The 23,702-nt window shown below is 73.6% G+C and carries 17 protein-coding genes; 6 read left to right on the forward strand and 11 right to left on the reverse strand.

The window, feature by feature from the left end; all coding sequences use genetic code 11:
• Window positions 1-3 precede the first annotated feature (3 nt).
• The 8 genes from ACTFTM_RS21545 to ACTFTM_RS21580 are packed head-to-tail and all read right to left on the reverse strand — an operon-like array spanning window position 4 to window position 13,630.
• Window positions 4-5,514: a type I polyketide synthase gene (locus ACTFTM_RS21545; protein WP_449562295.1), complete on the reverse strand. Its 5,511-nt coding sequence runs from the start codon at window positions 5,512-5,514 to the stop codon at window positions 4-6.
• Complete coding sequence (locus tag ACTFTM_RS21550; protein WP_449562296.1) at window positions 5,514-7,406, reverse strand: non-ribosomal peptide synthetase; 1,893 nt, start codon at window positions 7,404-7,406, stop codon at window positions 5,514-5,516. The genes ACTFTM_RS21545 and ACTFTM_RS21550 overlap by 1 nt, the downstream gene beginning before the upstream one ends.
• A complete protein-coding gene (locus tag ACTFTM_RS21555) occupies window positions 7,397-8,101 on the reverse strand; it encodes a 4-hydroxy-tetrahydrodipicolinate reductase (protein ID WP_449562297.1) in 705 nt (234 codons plus the stop codon). Before ACTFTM_RS21555 ends, ACTFTM_RS21550 begins: the two co-directional genes overlap by 10 nt.
• Before the next feature lies 1 nt (window position 8,102).
• Entirely contained in the window at window positions 8,103-9,086 is a 984-nt protein-coding gene (locus ACTFTM_RS21560; protein WP_449562298.1) for a hypothetical protein, read from the reverse strand.
• A complete protein-coding gene (locus tag ACTFTM_RS21565) occupies window positions 9,083-9,376 on the reverse strand; it encodes a phosphopantetheine-binding protein (protein WP_449562299.1) in 294 nt (97 codons plus the stop codon). Before ACTFTM_RS21565 ends, ACTFTM_RS21560 begins: the two co-directional genes overlap by 4 nt.
• 17 nt (window positions 9,377-9,393) lie before the next feature.
• Entirely contained in the window at window positions 9,394-10,881 is a 1,488-nt protein-coding gene (locus ACTFTM_RS21570; RefSeq protein ID WP_449562300.1) for a class I adenylate-forming enzyme family protein, read from the reverse strand.
• Window positions 10,874-12,073, reverse strand: coding sequence for an acyl-CoA dehydrogenase family protein (locus ACTFTM_RS21575; protein WP_449562301.1), 1,200 nt, complete (start codon window positions 12,071-12,073; stop codon window positions 10,874-10,876). Before ACTFTM_RS21575 ends, ACTFTM_RS21570 begins: the two co-directional genes overlap by 8 nt.
• 36 nt (window positions 12,074-12,109) lie before the next feature.
• Window positions 12,110-13,630, reverse strand: a complete 1,521-nt coding sequence (locus ACTFTM_RS21580; protein ID WP_449562302.1) for a nitroreductase family protein — start codon at window positions 13,628-13,630, stop codon at window positions 12,110-12,112.
• A gap of 226 nt (window positions 13,631-13,856) precedes the next feature.
• Here ACTFTM_RS21580 and ACTFTM_RS21585 point away from each other — a divergent pair, with 226 nt between their 5' ends.
• The 6 genes from ACTFTM_RS21585 to rfbH all read left to right on the forward strand — a co-directional run bounded on the left by ACTFTM_RS21585 (window position 13,857) and on the right by rfbH (window position 20,686).
• Window positions 13,857-14,615, forward strand: coding sequence for a 4'-phosphopantetheinyl transferase family protein (locus ACTFTM_RS21585; RefSeq protein WP_449562303.1), 759 nt, complete (start codon window positions 13,857-13,859; stop codon window positions 14,613-14,615).
• 112 nt (window positions 14,616-14,727) lie between these two features.
• Entirely contained in the window at window positions 14,728-16,038 is a 1,311-nt protein-coding gene (locus ACTFTM_RS21590) for an activator-dependent family glycosyltransferase (protein ID WP_449562304.1), read from the forward strand.
• Window positions 16,035-17,432, forward strand: coding sequence for an NDP-hexose 2,3-dehydratase family protein (locus tag ACTFTM_RS21595; protein WP_449562305.1), 1,398 nt, complete (start codon window positions 16,035-16,037; stop codon window positions 17,430-17,432). The genes ACTFTM_RS21590 and ACTFTM_RS21595 overlap by 4 nt, the downstream gene beginning before the upstream one ends.
• Window positions 17,429-18,412, forward strand: coding sequence for a Gfo/Idh/MocA family protein (locus ACTFTM_RS21600; RefSeq protein ID WP_449562306.1), 984 nt, complete (start codon window positions 17,429-17,431; stop codon window positions 18,410-18,412). Before ACTFTM_RS21595 ends, ACTFTM_RS21600 begins: the two co-directional genes overlap by 4 nt.
• Window positions 18,409-19,383 carry an NAD-dependent epimerase/dehydratase family protein gene (locus ACTFTM_RS21605; RefSeq protein ID WP_449562307.1) on the forward strand — a complete coding sequence of 325 codons (975 nt, stop codon included), beginning with the start codon at window positions 18,409-18,411 and terminating at the stop codon, window positions 19,381-19,383. The genes ACTFTM_RS21600 and ACTFTM_RS21605 overlap by 4 nt, the downstream gene beginning before the upstream one ends.
• On the forward strand, window positions 19,376-20,686 hold the full coding sequence (gene rfbH, locus ACTFTM_RS21610; RefSeq protein ID WP_449562308.1) for a lipopolysaccharide biosynthesis protein RfbH: 1,311 nt from the start codon (window positions 19,376-19,378) through the stop codon (window positions 20,684-20,686). Before ACTFTM_RS21605 ends, rfbH begins: the two co-directional genes overlap by 8 nt.
• A 60-nt stretch (window positions 20,687-20,746) precedes the next feature.
• Here the strand turns inward: rfbH and ACTFTM_RS21615 are convergent, their stop codons facing one another.
• The 3 genes from ACTFTM_RS21615 to rfbA form a co-directional block, all read right to left on the reverse strand.
• The gene (locus ACTFTM_RS21615; protein ID WP_449562309.1) at window positions 20,747-22,006 is read right to left on the reverse strand and encodes an activator-dependent family glycosyltransferase; all 1,260 of its coding nucleotides are present in this window, start codon (window positions 22,004-22,006) and stop codon (window positions 20,747-20,749) included.
• 9 nt (window positions 22,007-22,015) lie between these two features.
• Window positions 22,016-22,585 carry a hypothetical protein gene (locus ACTFTM_RS21620; protein WP_449562310.1) on the reverse strand — a complete coding sequence of 190 codons (570 nt, stop codon included), beginning with the start codon at window positions 22,583-22,585 and terminating at the stop codon, window positions 22,016-22,018.
• A gap of 132 nt (window positions 22,586-22,717) precedes the next feature.
• Window positions 22,718-23,578, reverse strand: coding sequence for a glucose-1-phosphate thymidylyltransferase RfbA (rfbA, locus tag ACTFTM_RS21625; protein WP_449566688.1), 861 nt, complete (start codon window positions 23,576-23,578; stop codon window positions 22,718-22,720).
• Window positions 23,579-23,702: the final 124 nt, after the last annotated feature.

Raw genomic sequence — 23,702 nt, forward strand, 5'->3', positions numbered from 1 at the left:
CGGTCACCCTCCTCGGCTCTCGGTCAGTACGGCCGAGCCGATCGGCGCCGGCTCCCGGTGGAGCGCGTCGGCCAGCTCGGCGACGGTGCGCGCCTCGAACAGCAGGCTCAGCGGCACGCTCAGCCCCAACTCACGGCCGATCCGGTTGACCATCTCCAGCCCGAGCAGGGAGTGCCCGCCCAGCTCGAAGAAGTCGTCGTCGACCCCGACCCGGTCCACGCCGAGCAGGCCCTGCCAGATATCGACAAGCCGCGCCTCCACGGCGTCCCCCGGCGACCGGTACGGCGTGGCCAACGTCGGCCGGGGATGCGCCGCCGGCCGCTCGGTCACCGCGTCGGCCACCCGGCGACCGGCGATGTCGGCGAGCACCGCGTCGAGGTCCTTGGCCACCACGGCCACCTGCGGGCCGATGCTCGCGGCGAGCAGCCGGCGGAAGGCGTCGGCGCCCTCGGCCGGCCGCAGACCGGTGACCAGGTGCGCGCCGAGCAACCCGGCGCCGCTGCCGGCCGGCCCGCCCGGGAGCCGGAAGTCGCCGATCTCCGGGCCGCTGCCGGAGCGCGCCGCGTCCAGGGTCTGCCGCAGGTCGGCGACGCGCTTCAGGACGAAGTCCCCGATCTGGACCAGCACCCGGCCGTCGGCGTCGTAGAGCGTGATCTGGGCGGTGCTGGTCTCCCGGTCCGGCCGGTCGTCCTCCCGGTACACGTGGTGGCTGTACACCCGGCGGGGCAGGGGCCGCCAGCACCGCAGCCGCCCGTACGAGATGGGGATGCGGAACGTCTCGGCGAGGTGGGTGCCCACGAAACCGGCGGCAAGGTCCATCAGCGACGGGTGCATGTGCAGCCGATCGAGGTCGGCGGCGTAACGGTCGGGCAGGACCAGCTCGGCGAGCGCCTCCCGCTCGCCCCGCCACACCCGACGCAGGCACCGCGAGCGTCCGCCGAAACTCATCAGCGCGACCGGTTCGGGTAGCCCGAGGTCTCGCAGCCGGCCGTCGGCGATGAGCCGCTCGACGGGCCGGTCGGGTGGCGGGTGCCCGGCCAGCGTCGCCACCTGGCCGGTGGCGTGCACCTGCCAGGCCGGCCCGTCCGTGTCCCCCGCCCGAGGGTGCGGGCTGACCACGGTGAACCGGACCGGTTCGACCGCCCGGTCGAGGACCACCCGCAGGTCCCGCCGGCCCGACCGGCCCAGCACGGCCGGGGTGTGGAACCGCACGTCCGTGAGAACGGCGGAGCCGGCACCGGTGAGGTCCGCGTACGCCGCCCGGGCCAGCTCCAGATGACCGGTCCCGGGCACCACGGCGTCGCCGAGCATCCGGTGCTCGTCGACCAGCCAGGAGTCGGTGGCGTCCACTGTCGCGTCGTACACGGCGTGTCCGTCGGTGAGTTCCTGGCGGGCGCGCAGCAGCGGATGATCCACCGGCTGCGCCGGCGCGGCGGCCGGGTCGGCGGCGGCGAGATGCCGCTGGGCCATCCCGACCTCCTGCCAGGCGTCCCAGTTCACCGAGACCACCTCGGGTCCGGGCTCGCCGGCGGCGTGCTGGGCGAGGGCGTCGAGGAACGCATTCGCGGCCACGTAGTCGACCTGACCGATTCCGCCGCTGAGGGCGAGGGTGGACGAGCACAGCACCACCGTCCGGGCGCCGATGCGCCGGGCCAGGTCCACGACGGCGAGGCCGCCGCGCACCTTCGGGGCCAGGACCCGCGCCGCGGCAGCGGCATCCTTGAGCTGGATCAGGCCTCCACCGGCCACTCCGGCGGCGTGCACCACGGTGTGTACCGGGCCGAGTGCGGCGACAGCGTGCCGTGCTGCCTCGTGGAGCTGGCCGGGATCGGTGACGTCGGCGGTCAGCACAGCGATCCGGGCGCCGAGCCGCTCCAGCTCGCGGACCGCGCGGATCCGGTCCGCCGTCGCGTCGGTGGGGCGTGTCGCCAACCACTCGTCCCACCTCTGCTTCGGCGGCAATGCGGTGCGGGACAGCAGGGCCAGGCCGGCGTTCTCGGTCCGGGCCAGTTCTCGGGCGAGCGACAGACCGACGCCGCCCAGCCCGCCGGTCAGCAGATAGTTACCGCCGGAAACGGGGCCGCCGGCCGGGGGCAGCGGCACCGTCTGGTAGGTCGGCCCGAAGCGGTGCCGGCCGCGCAGGACGACGGTGGCCGGCCCGGCCGGATCGCACAGCTCCTCGCGCAGCGTGACCGCGACCTCCTCCGGCCCGCCGCCGGAGAGGGTGACGTCGAGGGTGCGGCAGCGCAGGTGTGGGTGTTCCAGCGGGAGCACCAGACACACCCCGAGCACCGTCGCGGCCAGCGGCGATCCGGCCTCCGCGCCGGTCACCCGACGCAGGTCGGCGGTGACCACTGCGAGGTCGACCGGTTTGTCGTCGTTACGGCCGGCGAGCGCCTGAGCGAGCGGGAGCAGACTGCGGAAGCCTCGCTCGTTAGCGTCTCGTTCGCCGGTGCCCGGGCCGATCCCGACCGTCCACAGGTGCACGATCCGGTCGGGTCGCCGGCCGGCCCGGGTCAGCTCGGCGAGGAGCTCCGGGTAGTTCCCGTCCGCCGCCGGCATCGCGTACCGGCCGTCGGCCAGCCGGCGCAGGCCGGGGGCGTCGTGTTCGGCACGCTGCACCACGGTCACCGAGTCGGCGCCGGACGTCACCTCGGCCGCGAGGGCGGCACCGAGACCCCGGTCGTCGGCGAGGACCAGCCAGTGCCCGGTGCTCGCCACGGGGTCGCGCCGGGGGCGTGGCGGCAGCGTCTCCCAGGCGGGGACCTGGAAGAAATCCGCCACGTCGTGGCGACGGGTCAGCGCTGGCGGGACGCGGTGCGACCGCGACCCGGCCGGGGGCACCGCCCAGTGCCGCCGACGTTGGAAGGGGTACGTGGGCAGCGGCACCCGGCGCGGCGGCCGGCCCGCCGGCACGGGCGGAGTCATCGTCACCCCGGCCAGCCACACCCGGCCGGCCGCCCGCAGGAAGTGCACCGGCTCGGGGTCCCGGTCGAAGACGCCGGGCAGGCTCGACACCGTGACGCCCGTGGTGCCCGCCCGCGTGGCGAGGCTGCCCAGAGCCTGTCCCGGGCCCAGCTCGACGACCACCCGGTCGGGATCTGCGTACAGCTCGTTGAGCCCGTCGGCGAACCGGACCGGCCGGCGCAGGTGCGCCACCCAGAACGCCGGGTCGGTGGCCTCGTCGCTGGTGACCCAGGTGCCGGTCACGTTCGACACGTAGGGCACGGCCGGTGGGCGTCGCGCCACCGAGGCGACCAGGTCGGCGAACTCGTCGACGACCGGATCCATGAGCGGGGTGTGGAAGGCATGGCCGGTGGGCAGCCGCCGCACGGCCCGGCCACCGGCGAGCAGGCGTCGCTCGACCTCCGCGACCCCTTCCGGCGTGCCGGCCAGCACGCACAGGGTCGGACCGTTGACCGCGGCCACGTGCACACCCGGCACCAGATCGGCGGCGAGCTCGGTCTCGGCGGCCGGTACGGCGAGCATCGCACCGGCCGGGAGCCGGTCGATGAGCTGTGCCCGGCGCACCACCAGGCGCAGCGCGTCGGGAAGGGTGAACACGCCCGCCAGGCAGGCGGCCACGTACTCGCCGAGGCTGTAGCCGATCAGCGCGGCGGGCCGGACCCCGTGAGCGGCCCACAGACGGGCCAGCGAGTAGCCGGTGACGAATGCGGCGGGCTGGGCGTACCGGGTGCGGTGCAGCGGCTCCGGCTCCTCCCCGGCGACGGCCGTGCCACGCCCGAGCAGCCGCCGCAGGTCCGCCGGGCCGGCCGCCGGCGCGTCCGCAGGGGGATGCAGCAGGGTCCGGATGTCCCTGTCGAGCAGCGGCGCGAGCAGTTCGGCGCACTCGTCGACGGCGGCCCGGTAGGCCGGCTGGGTGCGGTACAGCTCGTAACCGAGCCCTCGGCGCTGGTCACCCACGCCGGGCACGAGGAACGCGACATCCGGCCGGGTGTCGCCCGGCACGCCGCTGAGCACCCGGCGTGGGTCCCGGGCGGTGAGCGCGGCGGCGGCCTCCGCCGCGTCGGCGGCGACCACCACCCGCCGGTGGCCGAAGGGACGCCGCCCCTGCCAGAGGGTGTGCGTGACCGCCGCGAGGTCCACCTCGGGACGGGCGGCCAGGTGCACGGCGATCGCGTCGGTGCGCTCCTCCAGTGCCGGGGCGTCACGGGCGGAGAGCGCCAGTAGGCAGGGACCCGCCGCGTCCGGCGGTGGAGGCGCGTCCGGCGGCGGGGCCTCCTCGAGAACCACGTGTACGCCGGTGCCGCCCATGCCGAACGAGCTGACACCGGCCCGGCGGGGATGGTCGCCGCGCGGGAAGGCGGTCAGGCCGGTGCTCACCACGAACGGGGTGGCCCTGAAGTCGATGCCCCGGTTCGGATGGACGTGGTGCAGGCTGGGTGGGATCTGCCCGTGTCGGAGCGCCTGCACCGCCTTGATCAGTCCGGCGACTCCGGCCGCCGCGTGGGTGTGCCCAATGTTGGTCTTGACCGAGCCGATCGCGCAGCGGGCCGCCCCGGCCGGGCCGAACACGCGGGTCAACGCCTCGACCTCGATAGGGTCGCCCAGGCGAGTGGCGCTGCCGTGCGCCTCGACGTAACCGACCGTCGCCGGGTCCACCTCGGCCACCGCGTACGCCGCCGCGATCACCCGCGCCTGCCCCGCCACGCCGGGGGCCGTGAAGCCGGCCCGTTCGCCGCCGTCGTTGCCGACGGCCGAGCCCCGGATCACCGCGTACACGGTGTCGCCGTCGGCGAGCGCGTCCTCCAGCCGCTTGAGCACCACGACACCCACACCGTTGCCGGGAACGGTGCCGTCGGCGTCGTCGTCGAAGGCCCGGCAGTGCCCGTCGGAGGAGAAGATCCCGCCGGGCTGGTACGGGTAGCCCGTCACTTGCTCGGCGCGGACCGTCGCCCCGCCCGCGAGGGCAAGGTCGCAGGCCCCGGCGAGCAGCGCCTGGGCGGCCTGGTGCACCGCCACCAGCGACGTCGAACATGCCGTCTGGACGGTCACGGCCGGACCGGTCAGGTTCAGCTTGTACGCCAACCGGGTCGCCACGTAGTCCTTCTCGTTGGCGATGTTGCGGGCGAACTGCTCCGCCACGTCGTCCGTGGGCGGCAGCAGCGGCAGGTACGAGTTGTAGTAGGTGCCGGCGTAGACGCCCACCGGCCCGTCGACCCGGTCCGGGTCGTAGCCGGCGTCCTCGATGGCCGTCCAGGCGCACTCCAGCAGGACCCGCTGCTGCGGGTCCATGAGGTCGGCCTCCTTCGGGTTGATGCCGAAGAACTGGGCATCGAACCGGTCGATGTCCGGCAGCACCGCCTGCGCCCGGACGTACCCGGGTTCCGCCAGGGCCTGTTCGGGCACCCCGGCGGAGGCCAGCTCCACCGCGTCGAAGTGGCTGATCGACTCGACGCCGTCGCGGAGGTTGCGCCAGAACTGGTCGGGGCCGTCGGCGCCGGGGAAGCGGCAGGCCATTCCGATGATGGCGATCTCCAGACCGGTCGCCATCAGCCGGCCTCCCCCGCCGGTGCGGCCGCGCCGTGGCCCCGCCGCTGGCGCAGCAGTCGGTCGCGACCGTCGTGCCGGCGGCGCTGCTCGTCGGCCGGCGGCGGGTCGGCCGCGCCGTCCCGGCTCAGGTGTTCGGCCAGGCCGCGCACGGTCGGGTGCATGAGCAGCACCGGCACCGGCACCTCACGGCCCAGTTCGACCCGGAGGCGCTCGGCGACCTGTGCGAGCCGCAGTGAGTCACCGCCGAGATCGAAGAAGTTCTCGGTGGCGCCGGGCCGTTCGGTGCCCAGCACCGCGACCCAGACCGTGGCGATCCGGCGCTCCAGGTCACTGCTGGTCGCCACCGCAGGCGTACGCCCGGCCGGGGTGTGTCGCTCGGTGAGCCGCAGCCGCTGGACCTTGCCGGTGGCGGTGCGGGGCAGCGCGGTGACCACGAAGACGCGGCCGGGCACCTTGTGAGCGATGAGCCGCCGGGCGGCGAACTCCCGCACCTCCTGTTCGCGCACGGTGACCCCGACGCGGGGCACCACCGCCACCGCCACGTCCTCGCCCAGGGTCGGATGGGGCAGGGCGAAGGCGGCGGCCTCGGCGAGGTCGGGATGATCGGCGAGGGCCTCGTCCACCTCGGCGAGGGACACCTTCGAGCCGCCCCGGTTGATGATCTCCTTGACCCGGGCGACCACGAACAGATAGCCGTCCCCGTCGAGGTAGCCGTGGTCGCCGGTGCGCAGCCAGCCGTCCACGAAGGCCGCCGCGTTGGCCTCCGGATCGTCGGCGTAGCCCGCCGTGACGTTGGCGCCGCGGATCGCGATCTCTCCGGCGGTGCCCGCCGGCACCGGCCGACCGGCCGGGTCGAGCACCCGGACCGGTTCACCCACCGGCAGGCCGACCGAACCGCGCCGACGGTCGCCGGGGGGCAGCGGGTTGCACGTCACCAGGGAGGCGGCCTCAGTCATCCCGTACCCCTCGACCACCGGCGCGGCGAACAGCCGTTCCAACCCGTCCAGCACGGTGTCCGGCAGCGGCGCCGACGCCGAGCGGATGAAACGCAGCCGGCGTTCCGGCCGACGGCCGGTGCTCGCGGCGGCGTCCAGCACCGCGCGGTGCATGGCGGGGACGGCGGTGTACCAGGTGGGCGAGAACTCGACGAGCTGATCGAGGAAGGCCGCGGCGTCGAAGCCGGGTGGGCAGACCACCGACGCCCCCCGCACCAGGCTGGCCAGCAGCGTGCTGGTCAGGCCGTGCGCGTGGAACAGCGGCATCACGTTCAAACAGCGGTCGTCCGGCGCGAGCCGCAGCGCACCGCCGGTGTTGCGGGCCGCCGTGAGCAGGTTGGCGTGGGTGAGCGGCACCATCCGGGGCCGGGCGGTCGTGCCGGAGGTGAACAGCAGCAGGGCGATGTCGTCCGCGTGGCCGGGCCGGTCGGCCGCCGGCCGATCGACGGCATGCCCGACGAGCACACCCACGCCCGCCGGGTCGGACGGGCGGGTCACCAGCTCCAACGTTCGGATCCCCAGCTCCCGGGCCACCGCGGTGGCGGCGGTCCCGGCCGCGCCGGCCGGCACCACCAACGCGCGGGCCGCGGACCGACGGAGGTAGTCGGAGAACTCCTCCGCGGTATGTGCGGGGTTGAGTGGCATGCAGCGGGCGTGCCCCGCCACGGAGAGAAAGGTGGTGGCCAGGGCGGGCCCCGAGGGCAGTGCCAGCGCGACCGTGTCCGCGGGACCGACGCCCAGCTCGCGCAACCGTTCGCCGGTGGCCAGAAACTGGGTGGCGAGGGTGGCGAAGGCCAGGTCGGGTTGGCCCGGAGCGCACAGGGCGACGCCGTCCGGCTGCTCCCGCGCCAGGTTCACGACCAGTTCCCGCAGGTGCTGCGATGAAGTCAGCCGCACAGCGCGTCCTCCAGACGGTAGAGGCCGGGGTTGGCCCGGCCGACGAATCGGACTGCCGCGAGCACGCCAGGGACGAAGGCCGACCGCTCGTTGATCCGGTGGGTGAGTTCCAGCTGTTCGCCCGCGCCCCCGGCGAGCAACCGGTGCTCGCTCACGGCGTCCCCGAACCGCAGCGAGGAGATCGGCGGTGCGGCCCGGGTGCCGCCCCAGGCACCGGACAGGGCCGACGCGGTCGCGCTGGGGGCGTCCACCTTGCGGGCGTGGTGCACGTCCACGACGGCGGCGTCCCAACTGTCGTCCAGCACCTGAGCGAGTTCGCCGACGAAGCGGCGGAGCAGGGCCATGACCGGGCTGAAGTTCGCCGCGTGCACCACCGGCCGCCGACGCGCCACCCGACGCAGCAGCGCCTGATCGGTCTCGGTGAGACCGCTCGTGCCGATGACGAGCGCGCACGGGGTGCCCTCGGCGGCCCGCAGCAGCCGGACGGTCGCGGCCCGGTGGGTGAAGTCGACCACCACAGCCGGCGCGGCGGGCAGGTCGCTGAGCGCGGTGAACACGCCGGCGGCCGGCGGTCCGGCTGGGTCCCGCAGGCTGAGCCGGCCGGCCAGCGCCAGGTCGGTGGTGTCCCGAACAGCCTGGGCCAGCAGCGTCGCCATCCGGCCGGTCCGTCCGCAGACGACGGTGGGCAGGGCCATCTCAGCTCCGCTCCGCCAGCAGACCCATCCGGCGGGCCAGCTCGCCCTCGGCCATCCGTCGCCCGCCGAACGGCGCCTGCACCGCCGTCCGCCAGGCGGGATCGGCGGCCGGGCCGCCGGGCACGCCCAGCTCGGTGGCGAAGTCGGCCGCGACCTGCGCGGTGCGGTGGGTCAGGGTGGCGCACGCGGTGAGCACGGCCGCCGCGGCGATGCCGCCGGGCCCACCGCCGCGCAGTCCGGGGCCGAAGCGGGCGGCGGAGGCCAGCAACGCCAGCTCGATGTCCAGCCGGGTCAGCTCGTGGGCGAGGTACTGCGAGGCGACGAGCACCTCGACGGCCTGGTCGGCCAGTTCCCGCCGCAACCGCGCCACCGCCTCCGCGGCGTGCGCCGCCGCGACCGGGACGTACGCCCAGGCGTAGGCATCGATGGCGGTCAGCAACGGACCCGCCGGGTCCCAGGAGACCGGCCGGGACAGCAGCATCTCGTCGACGGTCACGCCGGCCACCTCAGCCCAGCCCCATCCGTCGGTGCCGGTGGTCCGCACGCCCGGAAGGTCGTGCCGGACGAGGGACAGCCGCGGACCATCGGCCGCCTCGACCAGGACCAGGGCGGCCGACGCGGCCGGGTTGCCGTAGCGGTACCGGCCGGTGAGGACGATCCCGTCCGCGCCGCGCCGGGCCCGGACCACCGGCACGGTCAGGGACAGCGTGGCGTCCGGGGTGAACAGGGCCAGCGCGCAGGGCAGGTCGCCGGCGCGGACCGCGCCCACCGTCGGGTGGGCGACCCCGGGAAGGATGTCCAGCAGCGGCCGTACCCCGCAGGCGTGTTCGAGCACGGCAACGGCGTCCGGCAGGCCGACGTCGGGGCCCGCGGCGAGCACCGCGCCGGAAACCGCCGCGGCGGCAGCGCCGGCCGGAGCCAGCTCGGCCAGCAGACGGCGGACCTCAGCGCTCCGGGACGTGCCGGCGAGGCTCGGGGCGCTCATGCCCGGTCCGCCCCGTCGTCGGTGCCGGCCGTACGGATGAGCGCCATGATCCCGTCCACGCTGGACAACGCCTCGGCATCCCGCTCCGGGTCGACGACCACGTGAAACTGTCGGTCCAGAGCCTCGATGAGGTTGATGTAGGCGATCGAGTTGACCCCTGCGGCTTCCAGTGACCCGGCGCAGCCGCGCAGCTCGTCCACCGACACCGCCCGACCGGTGGCCAGGACGACCAGCGACTCCACCCACTCCCGCAGATCCGGACCGCCGGTCCGCACGTCCACCCCGGTCATCCTGTCCTCCTTCACGCTCACCGGATCCCGCCCGCCGGGCGTTCCACCGACTCGGCGACGACGGCGCGCAGGTCGGTGAGGCGCACCTTCCCCGTCGACGAGCGCGGGATCTCCGCTACGAAACTGACCCGCTGCGGCACCTTGTACGCGGCCAGCCGGTCCCGGCACCCGGTGACCAACCCCGCGCGGCCGAGCGGCGGGCGACCCACCACCGCCAGGTGCAGCAACACCTGGTCGTCCGCGCCGGTGTCGGCGAAGACCACGGCGTCCCGCACCCCGTCGAGCTCCTTGACCACGTCCTCGATCTCGCGGGGATCCACCTTGCGCCCGGCCAGGTTGATCGGCCCGGCCAACCGCCCGGTGACGAAGAGCCGGCCGTCCTCGACATAGCCGAGATCACCGGTGGCGTAGTAACCGTCCGCGTCGATGCGGCTCTCCAGCAGGCCCGGAGCGTTGAGATATCGGCTGGCCATCGAACTGGTACGCAGCTGCACCTCCGCCTGCCCGCCAGAGTGGGACCGGGTGCGCAGGACCACACCGGGTAGAGCGGTGCCGAGACCCCGCCGGTAGGCGGGATCCCGCTCGAAGGTGCAGGGCCCCGCCTCGGCGACGCCGTAGTAGTCGGCGATCCGCACCGCGTACCGCTTCTCGAAGCGGGCGCGAACCTCGGCCGGGAGTTCCGCGCCGGCCGAGACGGCCAGGTCGAGGCCGGCGAACCGGGCCGCCGCGAGGTCGGCGTCCGCAAGCATCCGGTAGACCAACGGGAAGGCGACCAGCCGGGTGGCACGAGAATCAGCCAGCGCCCGGACGATCTTCGCCGAGGTGGGGAGTCCCGGGTTGACGGACAGTTCGGCGCCGACCAGGAACGTCGACAACAGCGACGTGTTGTACGCCAGCCCGTTGGTGAACGCGGCGAGACACAGGGTCCGGTCCGTCGCGGCGAGCCCGGTGCCGGCGACCCAGTTGCGGGCGGCGCTGTGCACCGCGAACCCGGAGAACTCCAGGCACTTGGGCACGCCGGTGGTGCCCGAGGTGAACCGGCAGACGGCCGTGTCCGGGAGCAGGTCCGGCACGTCCCCCTCGGCGGGCACGATGATCAGGGCGTGCGTACTACCGGCGAGCGGCACCACCGACTCGGGCGGCAGCGGGAAGTGCGCCGACGACCCGGCGTCCACCAGGTAGGCGGTTACGCCGCAGCCGGACCGGATAGCGGCCAGCTCACGCCCGCCGAACGCCTGGTCGATCAGCACCGGCACCCGCCCGCTGAACACCACCGCGAGGTAGGACAGCAGGTAGTCGATGCTGTTGTGGGCGTACACGGCGACGCGGTCGGGGTTCGGGCGGGCGCGCTGGCCGAGGATGCCGTCGAGTACCCCAGCCAGTCGGGACGCCTCGTCGGCCACCTCCCGGTAGCTGAGCACCGCGGCGCCCAACCGCAGCGCCGGCCGGTCGGCGAAGCGGGCACACGCCGCCCGGAAGGTGACGTCGAGCCGGTCGTCAGACATGACCGGCCGCCGTCCCGGCGCCGGCCAGCGCCGCCGTGGGGTGCGGCGTACCGGACAGTTCGGCCCGGCACGCGAAGCTATGGTTGGCGAGGGTGAGCATGGTGGTCTGGCTGCCGCCGGCCATCCGGAGGCCACGCAACTGGGCCAGGTCACGCAGGGATGGGCTGCCCCACATGTAGCCGGCGCCGCCCTCCAGGTCGCAGCACAGCGCCGCCAGCGCGCACGCCCGCTCGACGCAGAACCACTTCAGCTCGGCCACCTCCGGCACTGCCGGGGCCGGCCCGTCCACCCGGTCCAGCAGGTGGGCCAGGCCCGCCGCCATGAGTTCCAGGTCGGCCCGCGCCGCGGCCAGCGCGTGTGCGTTGACCGGCCAGGTCGAGAGCGCCCGGCCGCCGAGCCGCCGCCGGGTGCTGTGCTGGCCGATGGTGTCGAGCAGCCGCCGGTGGATCAGGTACGCGTCGGCAGCGATCAGGTAGCGCATGCGGGTCATCACCCGGTTCCAACGCAGCAACTGGGCGACGCCGCCGCGGGACAGCACGTGCGCCGCGGGGATCCGGACGTCGGCGAAGTCGATCCGGGCCGAATCCACCGACCGGGTGCCGAGCTTGTCGTACACCGTGCCGACCCGCACCCCCGGCCGGTCCTTCTCCACCAGCACCAGCGCCGCCGCGTTGTCCAGCCGGACGCTGACGAAGCAGAGCCCGGCAATCGCGCCGTTGACGACGTACCGTTTGGACCCGCTGACGATCACCTCGTCGCCCTCCCGACGGGCCGTTGTCGGCTCCTCGGCGGACGCGTCGGTGTCGCACTGGCAGGCCACCAGCGTGCCGTCGAGCAGCCGGGGCAGGTACCGGTCCCGCAGCTCGGGCGCGGCGTCGGTCAGCCAGTGCGCCGCCACGTCGTTGTGCACGTGCATGCCCAGCAGGACGCCCGCGTCGGCCAGCGGCGCCATGGCTTCGCCGAGCACGAGGCTGCCCAGCAGGCCCAGCCCTCGGCCGCCGAGCGCGGTCGGCAGGGCTACCCCGAGCAGGCCGGCGGCGGCGATGTCCCGCCAGGCCCGCGTGGTCAGCGGCCCGTCCGGGCCGTCCCGCCAGCCGGCGAGGCGCTCGGGCGTGAACAGCTCACCGGCGGCGCGGGCCAGGTCGTGGTGCGCCGAGGTCAGCCGGGCCGCGAGGACGGTGTCGGTCAGCATGGGTCGCTCACTTCGTAATCCGATCTGTGCCGGTGCTCAGATGAGGCCCGCGGCCTTACGGCCGTGGCTGTACGCGACCGGATCCCGGTCGACCTTGCGGGCGGTCGCGTCGGCGACGCCGACCGCGAGCAGGTAGATCGCTTCCTCGCCCCGGGGTAGCCGGCCCAGCCGGGCGGCGTGCGCCTCGTCGAAGCCGCCGACGCAGGTGATGCCGACGCGTTCCCGGGCGGCGTTCACACACATGCGCTGCGCCACGTGGGCGGCGTGGAAGTGCATCTCCGCCAGGCCGGCCCGGCCCTGCTCGCGCAGCAGCGAGCGCAGCGGTGTGTGCAGCAGCACGAGCGCCCCGGCGTGCCGCAGACCGTCCTGCCGCTGGCAGGTGGCCAGTACGTCCTCCACCTCCACCGGGCCGCCGCCCGCCGGCAGAAGGGCGTACCGACGGGCAGACCAGGCGTACGCGCCGGGGGTGAGGCCGGTGACCGTGCGTGCCACCACGCGGACCCCGACGCCCGTCGGGGTGGATTCGGCGAAGTCGGCGGCGAGCTGCCCGTCCAGGCCCTCGAGGAGGCCGGCGAGCTGGTCCAGGGAGACCGCCGCCGGGAGAAAACCCTTGGCCGACTGCCGAAGCACGGCCAGCGCCGCGTGGTCGCCCGGGACGCTATCGGGCCGGCGCAGCACGACGTCCGCCGACATGTCGGCCGGGGGCGGCGGCTCGGTTACCGAGACGATCCGGCCGGGACGGGCGACCGCCGCCGGCGCGTAGGCGAGGCTGATGTCCCGCAGCGCCTCGAAGTTGCGGCGCTCCGGGTCGCCCGGTGGCTCCAGCCGGGCCTGCCGGCGGTCCCGCCAGACGGGGGTCACCACGCCATCCCCGTCGGCCGGAGGGTCGGCGGCCGGGCGGCCGGTCGAGGTCTCCTCCGGGGCGCTGATCGTCACAACGGCCTGAGGTTCCCGGCAGGTGCCGGCCAGGCCCAGGGCGTGAGCGAGCCACTGGCGGCGGAACCGCAGGTGAATGGCGGCTTCCAGGCCGGCCGCCCGGGCCGCGAGCGCCAGACTCGTGGCCGCGTGACCGATGTCCAGGTAGGTATACAGGTAGCCGCGTCGCCCGTACTTGGCCATCGAGGTCCAGGGCCGCGCGACCAGGGTGATGACGGCGCGCACCGGTGCGGGCTCGACGTCGGCAAGCCCCGCCTGCGCCACCAGCTCGGCCAGCGGCACGGGTGGCGCCGAGGAGAATGAGTTGAGCTGCCCGGAGTCGACTTCGTACAGGTAGCTGACGCACCGCTCGCCGTCGCTCAGGCCGACCAGCACCTCGAAGGGGTACAGCGCGCCGGCCGACGGCGTGGTGCGGGCCTGGACGAAGGTGCCGCCCTTGGCGAGGACGGTGCCGACCCGCTGGCCGCACCCGTGGCCGAGCACGCCGGCCAGGGTGGCCCGGATCGCCTTGTCCGTGCCCGCTGTTGGCTCGGTTTGGTCCGGGTAACGGGCGTCGTCGCTGAGCCGGGTCGCCTCCCAGAATTCCAGCAGCGAGGTGTCGGACCGAAGCTGGGCGCGCATGGCTTCCTCCGTTCGCGGGCACGCGGTGGCCGGACCGGTCCGCCGGTTCGAGCTCGGCCGGGGCGGGCACCGTCCGCAATTCGGGCCGCAGGATGTCGCGGCCGGAATTCGGCGGTCATTCCGCCACCATCGTCGGCCCAACCCGCGCGGCGCGCACCTCCAAAATTGCGGAGCCTCGAAACCTGCGCCGACCACGTAATCGGCACCCTCGTGCCATCATTCGCAAATGGAGCCCGAACAATTGTGCGGAGTCTGGTGGGCGCCGCTGGCGAGTTTGCGTTCCGAGCATCTGAATCTGTTGGACACCGACGAGCTGCGGCGCCGTGCCGGCTTCGCCAGGGACGCCGCCCGGGACCGGTTCACCCTCGGCGCGGCGCTGTTGCGGCTGGCCGCCGGGGCTCGCATCGGCCTCCCGGCGCATCGGGTGCCCGTGCGCCGCCGCTGCCCGGACTGCCGTGGTCCGCACGGACGGCCCACCCTGCCCGGGCATCCGCTGCACCTGTCGGTGACGCACGCCGGTGAGCTGGTCGGGGTGGCGGTGACCAGCGCCGGGCCGGTCGGCCTCGACGTGGAACAGGAGGCGGAGCTGGACTGGCGCCGGCTGGCCCGGCGGATCCAGGCGCGCGACGAGGTCGACCCCATCCGCTCGCGGGCGGGCTTCCTACGCTGCTGGACCAGGAAGGAATCCGTGCTCAAGGCCACCGGTGACGGGCTGCGGGTGCCGATGTCGGAGGTGACGCTCGGACCGGGGCTCACCCTGCTGCGCTACCGGTCCCAGGTGAGCCCGCCGGCCTACCTCACCGACCTGCCGGTGCCACCGGGCTACGCTGCGGCGCTCACCGTGCTGGCCGCCGTCCCCGTGCGGGTGACGCCCGAGCCGACCCATGAACTGCTCGACCGGGCCATCGACCGCGCAATCTGCGAGAAGACCCGTGTGGGCGAAGGGCGCAGAATGGTCACCGGGCACCCTACTGGCGGCGGGTGAACCACCTCGAAAACCGGCCTCGAGTCCGTTGTGCAGACCGACCGGAAGCGGAGTGCAGACCTTTCCTCCGGTCAGCGCCAATTCTCCTCGTTCCTTTCAGGAAGGGTGTCAGATGCGGGTTCTCTTTGTCACCTACGCCGAACGGACCCACTATTTCCAGATGGTGTCGACGGCGTGGGCACTGCGTACCGCCGGGCACGAGGTCCGGATCGCCAGCCAGCCCGCGTTGCAGGACACCATCGTCGCGTCGGGGCTGCCCGCCGTGTCGGTCGGCCGGGACCACAGCTTCGACCAGGTGCTGGTGGAGAAGTCCGACGACGAGGGCTGGGCGGAGCGGGTGGCGAACGTGCTCATCGACCCCGCCGGCGTGGCGTACGACGACTTCGTCCGTTTCCTGCGCGAGGCGACCATCTACTCGGGACAGGTCTTCAACGACCCGATGGTCGACGACCTGGTGGCCTACACCCGGCACTGGGAGCCGGATCTGATCGTCTGGGAGATGTTCACCTTCGCCGGGGCGGTGGCCGCCCGGGCCACCGGCACACCTCACGTACGCCTACTCTGGGGCGCCGACGTCATGGTCCGGATGCGGCAGCACTTCCTGTCGCTGCTGGCGCAGCAGCTACCGGAGCGGCGGCAGGACCCGCTCGGCGAGTGGTTGGCACAGACCGCGGAGCGGTTCGGGTCCTCGTACGACGAGGAGCTCATCACCGGGCAGTACACCCTCGACCAGTCCCCGGCCAGCATGCGCCTGCCGTTGGGCCTGCCCACCGTCACCGTGCAGTACGTGCCGTACAACGGGCCGTCGCGGCTGCCGGACTGGCTGCGCGAGCCGCCCGCGCGCCCCCGGGTCTGCATCACGGCGGGCATCTCGATGCGCGGCTTCCACGGCCACGACCCCATCCCGATCAAGACCCTCCAGGTGTTCGGCGACCTCGATCTGGAGGTCGTCGCCACGCTGGTGCCTCCGGAGGGCGAAACGATCGACCTGCCGGATAACGTGCGGCTGGTCGACTTCGTGCCCATGCACGCGCTGCTACCCACCTGCGCGGCCGTGGTGCACGTCGGCGCGGCGGGCATCGGCGCGACGGCCACTCGATGCGGGGTGCCCCAGCTCACGCTCGTGCCGGCGCAGTGGGACGCCCCGGTTCGCGCAAGCCGGATCCAGGAACTCGGGGCCGGGCTGAGCATCCCGCAGGAGGAGGTCACTCCCGAGGTGATCCGCGAGGCTGTGCTGCGGCTGGTAACCGAGCCCTCGTTCCGGGAGGCCGCGGGCCGGCTGCGGGCCGAGGTGCTGGCCGAGCCGACCCCGAACGAGGTGGTCCCTGCCCTGGAACGGCTGGCCACGGCGTGCGGCCTCGCTGACCGCGCCGCCGCGCCGGTCACCGACCGAACCACGCCCCGGCGGGAGGCCGGTCGGTGACCGGGACGGCGACCACCGGGGCGGCGTCGACCACCGCTGGCGCCTGGCCCGACGACGGCCTGCGACAGTGGTACGAGGAACGGCGCCAGGCCAGCGCCAGCACTGTGACGCAGGTGCCGCTGGACGCTTTGCGGGGCTGGAGGACCGATCCGGCTACCGGCGACCTGGGACACCGCAGCGGGCGGTTCTTCACGGTGACCGGGCTGGACGTGCGCGGCGAGGGCGGGGCGGTGCCGGGCTGGCAGCAGCCCATCATCTCCCAGCCGGAGATCGGGCTGCTCGGCCTGCTGTTACGCCGCAAAGCCGAGCTGGAGTGCCTGGTGCAGGTCAAGATGGAGCCCGGCAACGTCAACGGGGTGCAGGTCTCGCCGACGGTGCAGGCCACCCACAGCAACTACACACGGGTCCACGGCGGTGCCGCGACCCCGTATCTGGAGCATTTCGTCCGGCCGGCACGGGGAACCGTGGTCGCCGACGTGCTGCAGTCCGAGCAGGGCTCCTGGTTTCTGGGCAAGCGCAACCGGAACATGGTGGTCGAGGCGGTCGGTCCGGTCCCCGAGCAGGAGAACTTCCGCTGGATCACCCTGCGCGACCTGCAAGTGCTGATGGGGCTCGACAACGTCGTCAACATGGACACCCGTACGGTGTTGGCCTGCCTTGCGACGGTGCTGCGGCCGTCTGTCGAGCCGACCGGCGACGCTTTCGCCGATTTGGTGGCCCAGGGTTTCGCCCCCACCGCCGGCGCGGTGGAGCGCGACATCGACGTGCTGAGCTGGCTCACCGCGCTGCGCAGCCGTCGTCCCCTGGTCGTCCGGCGGATGGGTCTCGCTCCGGTGCACGGCTGGCACCGCGACCGGTACGCGATCGACCACGACGCCAGCCGGCACTTCAGCATCATCGGCGTGGACGTGCGGACCGCCGTACGGGAGGTGCCCGGCTGGAGTCAGCCGTTGCTGCGGCCCCGTGGCCGGGGCGTCGTCGCGTTCCTCGCCCGGCCGATCGGCGGTGTGCTGCACCTGCTCGCCCGTGCGGCCGTCCAGCCGGGCCTGCGCGACGTTCCGGAACTCGGCCCCACCGTGCTGTGCCGGCCGGAGAACTACGCCCATCTGCCTGCGATGGACCAGCCACCGTTCCTGGACACGGTGCTCACGGCGCCGCCGGAACGGATCCGCTACGACTGCGTGCTCTCCGAGGAGGGCGGCCGTTTCTACCACGCCGAAAACCGGTACATGGTGGTGGAGGCCGACGAGCGTGTGCCGGTGCGGCCACCGGAGTCCTTCCGTTGGGTCACGCCGCACCAACTCGCGATGCTCCTGACGCACAGCCACTATGTGACAGTCGAGGGCCGGTCGTTGTTGGCCGCGCTCCACAGCCTCGCCCAGGCCTGTCCGTGAACCGGCACGGACCGGTCCGGCTCGGCGTACTGGGCTGCGCGGACATCGCCTGGCGCCGCACCCTGCCGGCGGTGGTCGCCGAGCCCCGGCTGCGACTGGTCGCCGTGGCCAGCCGGGACGGTCGGCGCGCGCAGCGGTTCGCCGACCGGTTCGGCGCCGCTCCGGTCACCGGATACGACCGGCTGCTCGACCGCGACGACATCGACGCGGTGTACGTGCCACTGCCGGCCGGACTGCTGCCCCGCTGGGTCGACGCCGCCCTGGTCGCGGGTCGGCACGTGCTGGCCGAGAAGCCGCTGGGCCGGACCGGCACGGAGGCGCACGAGCTGATCGGCCGGGCTGCCGCCCGGGACCTGGTCCTCATGGAGAACGCCGCGTTCCAGCTCCACCCGCAGCACGACGCTGTCCGGCGGCTGGTGGCCGCCGGCGAGATCGGCCCGCTGCGCACCGTCACCAGCGTGTTCGGCATTCCGCCGCTGCCACCCGAGGACGTCCGGTACCGGCCGGAGCTCGGCGGCGGCGCGCTGTTCGACCTCGGCTTCTATCCGCTGCGGGCAGCGCAGATGTTCCTGGGGCCGGAGTTGCGGGTCGTCAGCGCCCACCTGCGCCCCGGCCCGACGGGCGTGGACGTCGCCGGCTCCGCCCTGCTCGTCGCGCCGGACGGCGTCGAGGCGGCGATCTCCTTCGGCTTCCAGCACGCCTACCGCAACGCGTACGAGTTGTGGGGTGGCGAGGGGCGGATCGTACTGGAGCGCGCGTTCACCCCGCCGCCGGAGCACCGGCCCGTGCTGAACCTGAGCGGTGCCGCCGGCGAACGACAGCGCCCGCTGCGGAGTCACCACCAGTTCGCCGCGCTGGTAGCGGATTTCGCGGCGGCGGTGACCACGCGCCGGAGCCTGCGGCAGCACCACGACGAGGTGATCGGGCGGGCGGCCCTGGCCGAGGCGGTGCGCCGGCACGCCGGGGTGGAGGTCCGGTGACCGGGCCGCGCGCCGTGGTGGTCGGCGCCACCGGCTTCCTCGGCCGGCACGTGCGTTCCGCACTCACCACGGCGGGGTGGGACGTGGTGGGTGCCGTCCGCAGCCCTGACATGCCGCGCCGGATCGCCCTGCCGTCCGCCGGGCCGCTGTACCCCGTCCTTTCGGCGGCCCTACGCGACCTGGCACCGGCTCTGGTGGTCAACGCGGCCGGGCTGATCTGGCGTCCCGAGCCGGCGGCGATGGTGGTGGCCAACGCCGAGGTGCCGGAGCAGATCGCGTTCGCCCTAGCGGACAGCGCCATACCGGCCCGACTGGTGCATCTCGGTTCGTGCCTGGAGTACGCCCCGGTGCCGCCGCCGATGGCGATCGACGAACACACGGTGACCGAGCCCGCGAGCCCATACGGCCGTTCCAAACTGGATGGCAGCCGCCGGCTCCGCGCGGTCGCCGCGGCACACGACCTCGACGTCGTGGTGCTGCGCGTGTTCAACGCGATCGGGCCCGGCATGTCACCGGTCAGCGTGCTGGGCGCCGCGCTGACCGAGCTGCGGGCAGCCCACGAACGCGGCGGGCGGGCCGAACTGCGCCTGCTGAACCTGCGGCAGTTCCGCGACTACGTCGACGCCCGGGACGTGGCGGACGCGGTGGTCGCGGCGGCCACTTCGGCGGTGGGCGACGACCGGGCGCTGAACGTCGGCTCGGGGGTGGCCCGCTCGGCCGAGGAGGTCGTCCGGGCCCTCGCCGTGGCGAGCGGGGTCGATTACGACCTCACGCTCGTGCCCGCGGCGGACGGCGCCCGGACGGCCGGCGCGAGCTGGCAGCAGGCGGATATCCGGCGGGCCCGCGCGGTGCTGGGCTGGTCGCCGCACCGCTCGCTGAGCAGGACCGTCCGGGATGTGTGGGCGTCCGCGGACGCCGACGACCCCGCCCCACGCGACTCATGGAGAGAGAAGGCGAGCAGGCATGACTGACCTCAAGGCGAGAATTCTCGATCTGGTGCACGAGTACCACCGGGAGCAGAGCACCGCAGTGGAGTTCCTTGCGGGCGAGACGCCGGTGCTCTCGTCGGGCCCGGTCTTCGACGAGACGGAGCGTGCCGCGCTGGTCGAGGCCGCGCTGGACATGCGGATCGCGGCGAGCACATACGCCGTGCAGTTCGAGCGGCGTTTCGCGCGCCACTTCGGGATGCGCAAGGCCCTACTGACCAACTCCGGCTCGTCGGCCAATCTGCTCGCCCTGTCCGCGCTGACCGCCCCGGAGCTGGGCAACCGACGGCTGCGCCCGGGCGACGAGGTGATCACGGTGGCCGCCGGGTTCCCCACCACCGTCAACCCGATCGTGCAGAACGGCCTGGTGCCGGTGTTCGTCGACGTGGAGTTGGGCACCTACAACACCACGGTGGAGCGGGTCCGGGCCGCGGTCGGCCCTCGGACCAAGGCGATCATCGTGGCGCACACGCTCGGCAACCCCTTCGAAGCCACCGGCATGATGGCCCTGGCCGAGGAGCACGGGCTGTGGCTCATCGAGGACAACTGCGACGCGGTCGGCTCGCTCTACCAGGGCCGACCGACCGGCACGTTCGGACACCTGAGCACGGTCAGCTTCTATCCCGCGCACCACATCACCATGGGCGAGGGTGGCTGCGTGCTGACCAACAGCCTGGAGCTGTCCCACCTCGTGCAGTCCTTTCGGGACTGGGGACGCGACTGCTGGTGCCGGCCCGGTGAGGACGACCGCTGCCACAAGCGGTTCGGCTGCCAACTGGGCGGGCTCCCCTTCGGGTACGACCACAAGTACACGTTCTCCCAGATCGGCTACAACCTGAAGACGACCGACCTGCAGGCGGCGCTCGGGCTTCGCCAGCTCGACAGGGTGGCCGCGTTCGGCGAGGCCCGGCGCAAGAACTGGCAGCTGCTGCGGGCCGACCTCGACGGTGTGCCGGGCCTGCTGCTGCCCGAGGCGACGCCGGACAGCGATCCAAGCTGGTTCGGCTTCGTCATCACTGTGCAGCCGGGCGCGCCGTTCACTCGCAATGAGCTGGTGCTGCACCTGGAGTCCCGGCAGATCGGGACCCGGCTGCTGTTCAGCGGGAACCTGACCCGCCAGCCGGCGTACCGGCAGGTCGACTACCGGGTGGTGGGCAGCCTGGAGAACAGCGACGTCGTCGTCGAGAACACCTTCTGGATCGGCGTCTACCCCGGCATCACCGACGAGATGACCGCGTACGTGGGGCGCACGATCCGGGAGTTCGTGGCCGAGCGGTCCCGCGGCTGAGCCGCTACGCCCACGGGCCCGGTCGGACACCGTCCGGCCGGGCCCGTGCGTTGTGCTGGGTCAGACCCGGTCCCGGCGGTGCTCGGCGGTCAGCCCTTCGAGCAGCGGCACCACGTCGCGGGGCGTCGGCACCGCGAGCAATTCCCGGCGCAACCGCTTGGCGTGGTGGGCGTACGACGGGTCGGAGAGCACACGTTCCAGCGCCTTGCGCAGCAGCTCCCCGGTCAGCTTGTCGGAGTCGGCGACGTAGACGCCCGCGCCCTGGTCCTCCACCCCGTTCGCCACTGCCAGTGGACCGAACCACTTCTCACTCCAGTACGCCCCCGGCACCACGAGTTGCGGAACCGCGTGCTCGTACGCCGACGCCGACGCGCCGTTGCCGCCGTGGTGAACCACCGCCCGGCAGGTGGGTAGCAGCACGTTGAGCGGCACGAAATCGGTCAGCCGCACGTTCGCCGGCACGGGCGTGTCGCCGACCTGCTCGGCGTTCAGCGTGGCCACCACCTCCACGTCCAGCCCTTCCACCGCCTCGAACAGGTCCGCCGCGGTCGCCTCGGCGACGTCGGCGGCCCGGTGCGTGACGCCGAGGGTGAGGCAGACGCGCGGCCGGCCGTCCGGCTGGTGCAGCCACTCCGGCACGATCGACGGGCCGTTGAACGCGGTCGGACGCACGTGCAGGTGGCGGGCACCCTGCGGGCGCCACATCCACGGCGGCTGGGTGTCGATGGTCCAGTCGCCGGTCAGCACGTCGTCGTCGAACCTGCTGCCGTACCGCTCCAGCAGCGGCTCCAGCCACTCGCGCAGCGGGTCCCGGTCCGGACGGCGGCGTAGCGCCGCAGTGCGCAGTTGCACGTACCCGTCGGCGCCGAACAGCATGCGGGCATGCGCGGCGCCGCAGGCCCGGGCCACCACCGCGCCGGCGTAGCTCAGCCCGTCCCACACCACCAGGTCGGGCCGCCAGGCGCGGGCGAAGCCCACGAGCTCGTCGAGCATGTCGTCGGGACACAGGTGCCGCAGCAGGTGGCGGGTGAGGTAGTCCAGTTCTCCGAACGGATCCTCGCGGGCGTAGTCCTCCTGCCGGGGGTGGTCCGGAGCGGCCGGCTTCTCCGCCGGCTCGGCCGCGGCGACCCGCATGAGGGTCTCCCCCATGTCCGAGCCGACCAGCACGCCGGTCAGGCCGGCCTGCGTGATGCTCTCGGCGAGGTCCGGCTGGGTGGCGACGCGGACGTCGTGTCCGGCGGTGCGCAGGGCCCAGGCCAACGGCGTCAGCACGAACAGGTGGGAGGCGAGGGCGGGTGGGGCAACGAACAGGACGCGCATGAATCTCTCCTAACGTCCGGCGATGGTTAGTGGCGGCGTGGTACGGCCGGCCACGGGCGGCCGGGCGGCCACCGGGGGCACGGATCGCGGTCGGGGCGCGGGCAGGATCGCCGCCTCGCAATCGAACGCGGCGGTGAGGCTGGGGAGCGCCCGGTGCAGCGCGGCCGCGGCGCAGACCGCCTCGACGAGCGTGTTCGAGACGGACAGCGCGAGCGTCGTCACGCCGACGCGGTGCAGCGCTTGTTGGAAGGTCGGCAGCACCAGTGGGTCGGCGCGGATGCCCTCGCCGTGCAGGATCAGGCGGGCCACGTCGCCGCGGCAGCGCACAATCGCGCCTCCGCCGACGGGCGCGGCAGTGGCCAGGGCTGTCAGGACCGGTGGGCCGTCGGACCGTGGGGTGACGAAGCTCAGCGCGGTGCCCTCGGGTGCCGGCAGCAGGGTCAGCATCTCCGCCGCCGTGCCGGCCCGGCCGACGGCGGCGAGGACGGCGGCGACGTCCGCGGTCCCGACCAGGCCGGACACGGACACCAGCACCCACGTGTGGTCGTGGGTGAGACGACGGACGATCGACCCTTCCACCTGGGGGCCTCCGGGGTGCTCGACGGTGACGCGGCGGGTTCCGGCCCGCCCGGGAGGGTGTCGGTCACGGCGGGGCTCGGGCCGATCGGGGGCAGCGCGGGTCGGGTCCAGCCGGTTGTCGTGTCGGCATGATCAGCTCAGCAGCCCCAGGAGGTACTCGCCATATCCGCTGCTGAGCAGGGGCCGGGCCAGCTCGCGCAGTTCCGCGTCGGTAATCAGCCCGGCCCGCCAGGCCGCCTCCTCGACACAGCCGATCTTGCAGCCCTGGCGCTCCTCGACCACCCGGACGTATTCCCCGGCCCGGGCCATGTCGGCGACCGTGCCGGTGTCCAGCCAGACAGAGCCCCGATCCAGCACGGTGACGCTCAGTTGGCGCTTCCGGAGGTAGTGGTCGTTGACCGCGGTGATCTCCAACTCGCCGCGCACGCTGGGCCGCAGGCCACGGGCGACCTCCATGACGGTGTTGTCGTAGAGGTACAGGCCGGGCACGGCGTACCGCGAGCGCGGGCGCGACGGTTTCTCCTCGATGGACAGCACCTGGCCGGCGGCGTCGAACTCCACCACTCCGTACGCCGACGGGTTCGGCACCGGCCAAGCGAAGATGTGCGCGCCCACCACCTCGGCGCCCGGCCCGGACCAGCGCCCCAGGTTGGCCCCGTGGAACAGGTTGTCGCCGAGGATCAGCACCGAACTGCGCCCGTCGAGAAACTCCTCGCCGATGAGAAACGCCTGAGCGATCCCCTCCGGGCGGGGCTGGACGGCATACTCCAGACGCAGCCCCCACTGAGAGCCGTCACCGAGCAGCCGGACGAACGCGTCGCGGTCCTCGGGCGTGGTGATCACCAGGATCTCGCGGACGCCGATCGAGATGAGCATGGACAGGGGATAGAAGACCATCGGCTTGTCGAAGACCGGAACCAGCTGCTTCGAGACCGCTTTGGTCACCGGCCAGAGCCGCGAGCCGGTACCTCCGGCGAGCAGGATTCCGCGCATCGACGGATCCGGCCGGAGCGCCGTGGCGGCACCCGGGATGGGCGCCGCACCGTGCCGGTCCCGGCGGTCGGTCCACGAACCAGATTCGATCATGATCGCTCAACCACCCTGACGTCGGTGGAGG

The organism is Micromonospora sp. RB23 (assembly GCF_053585025.1).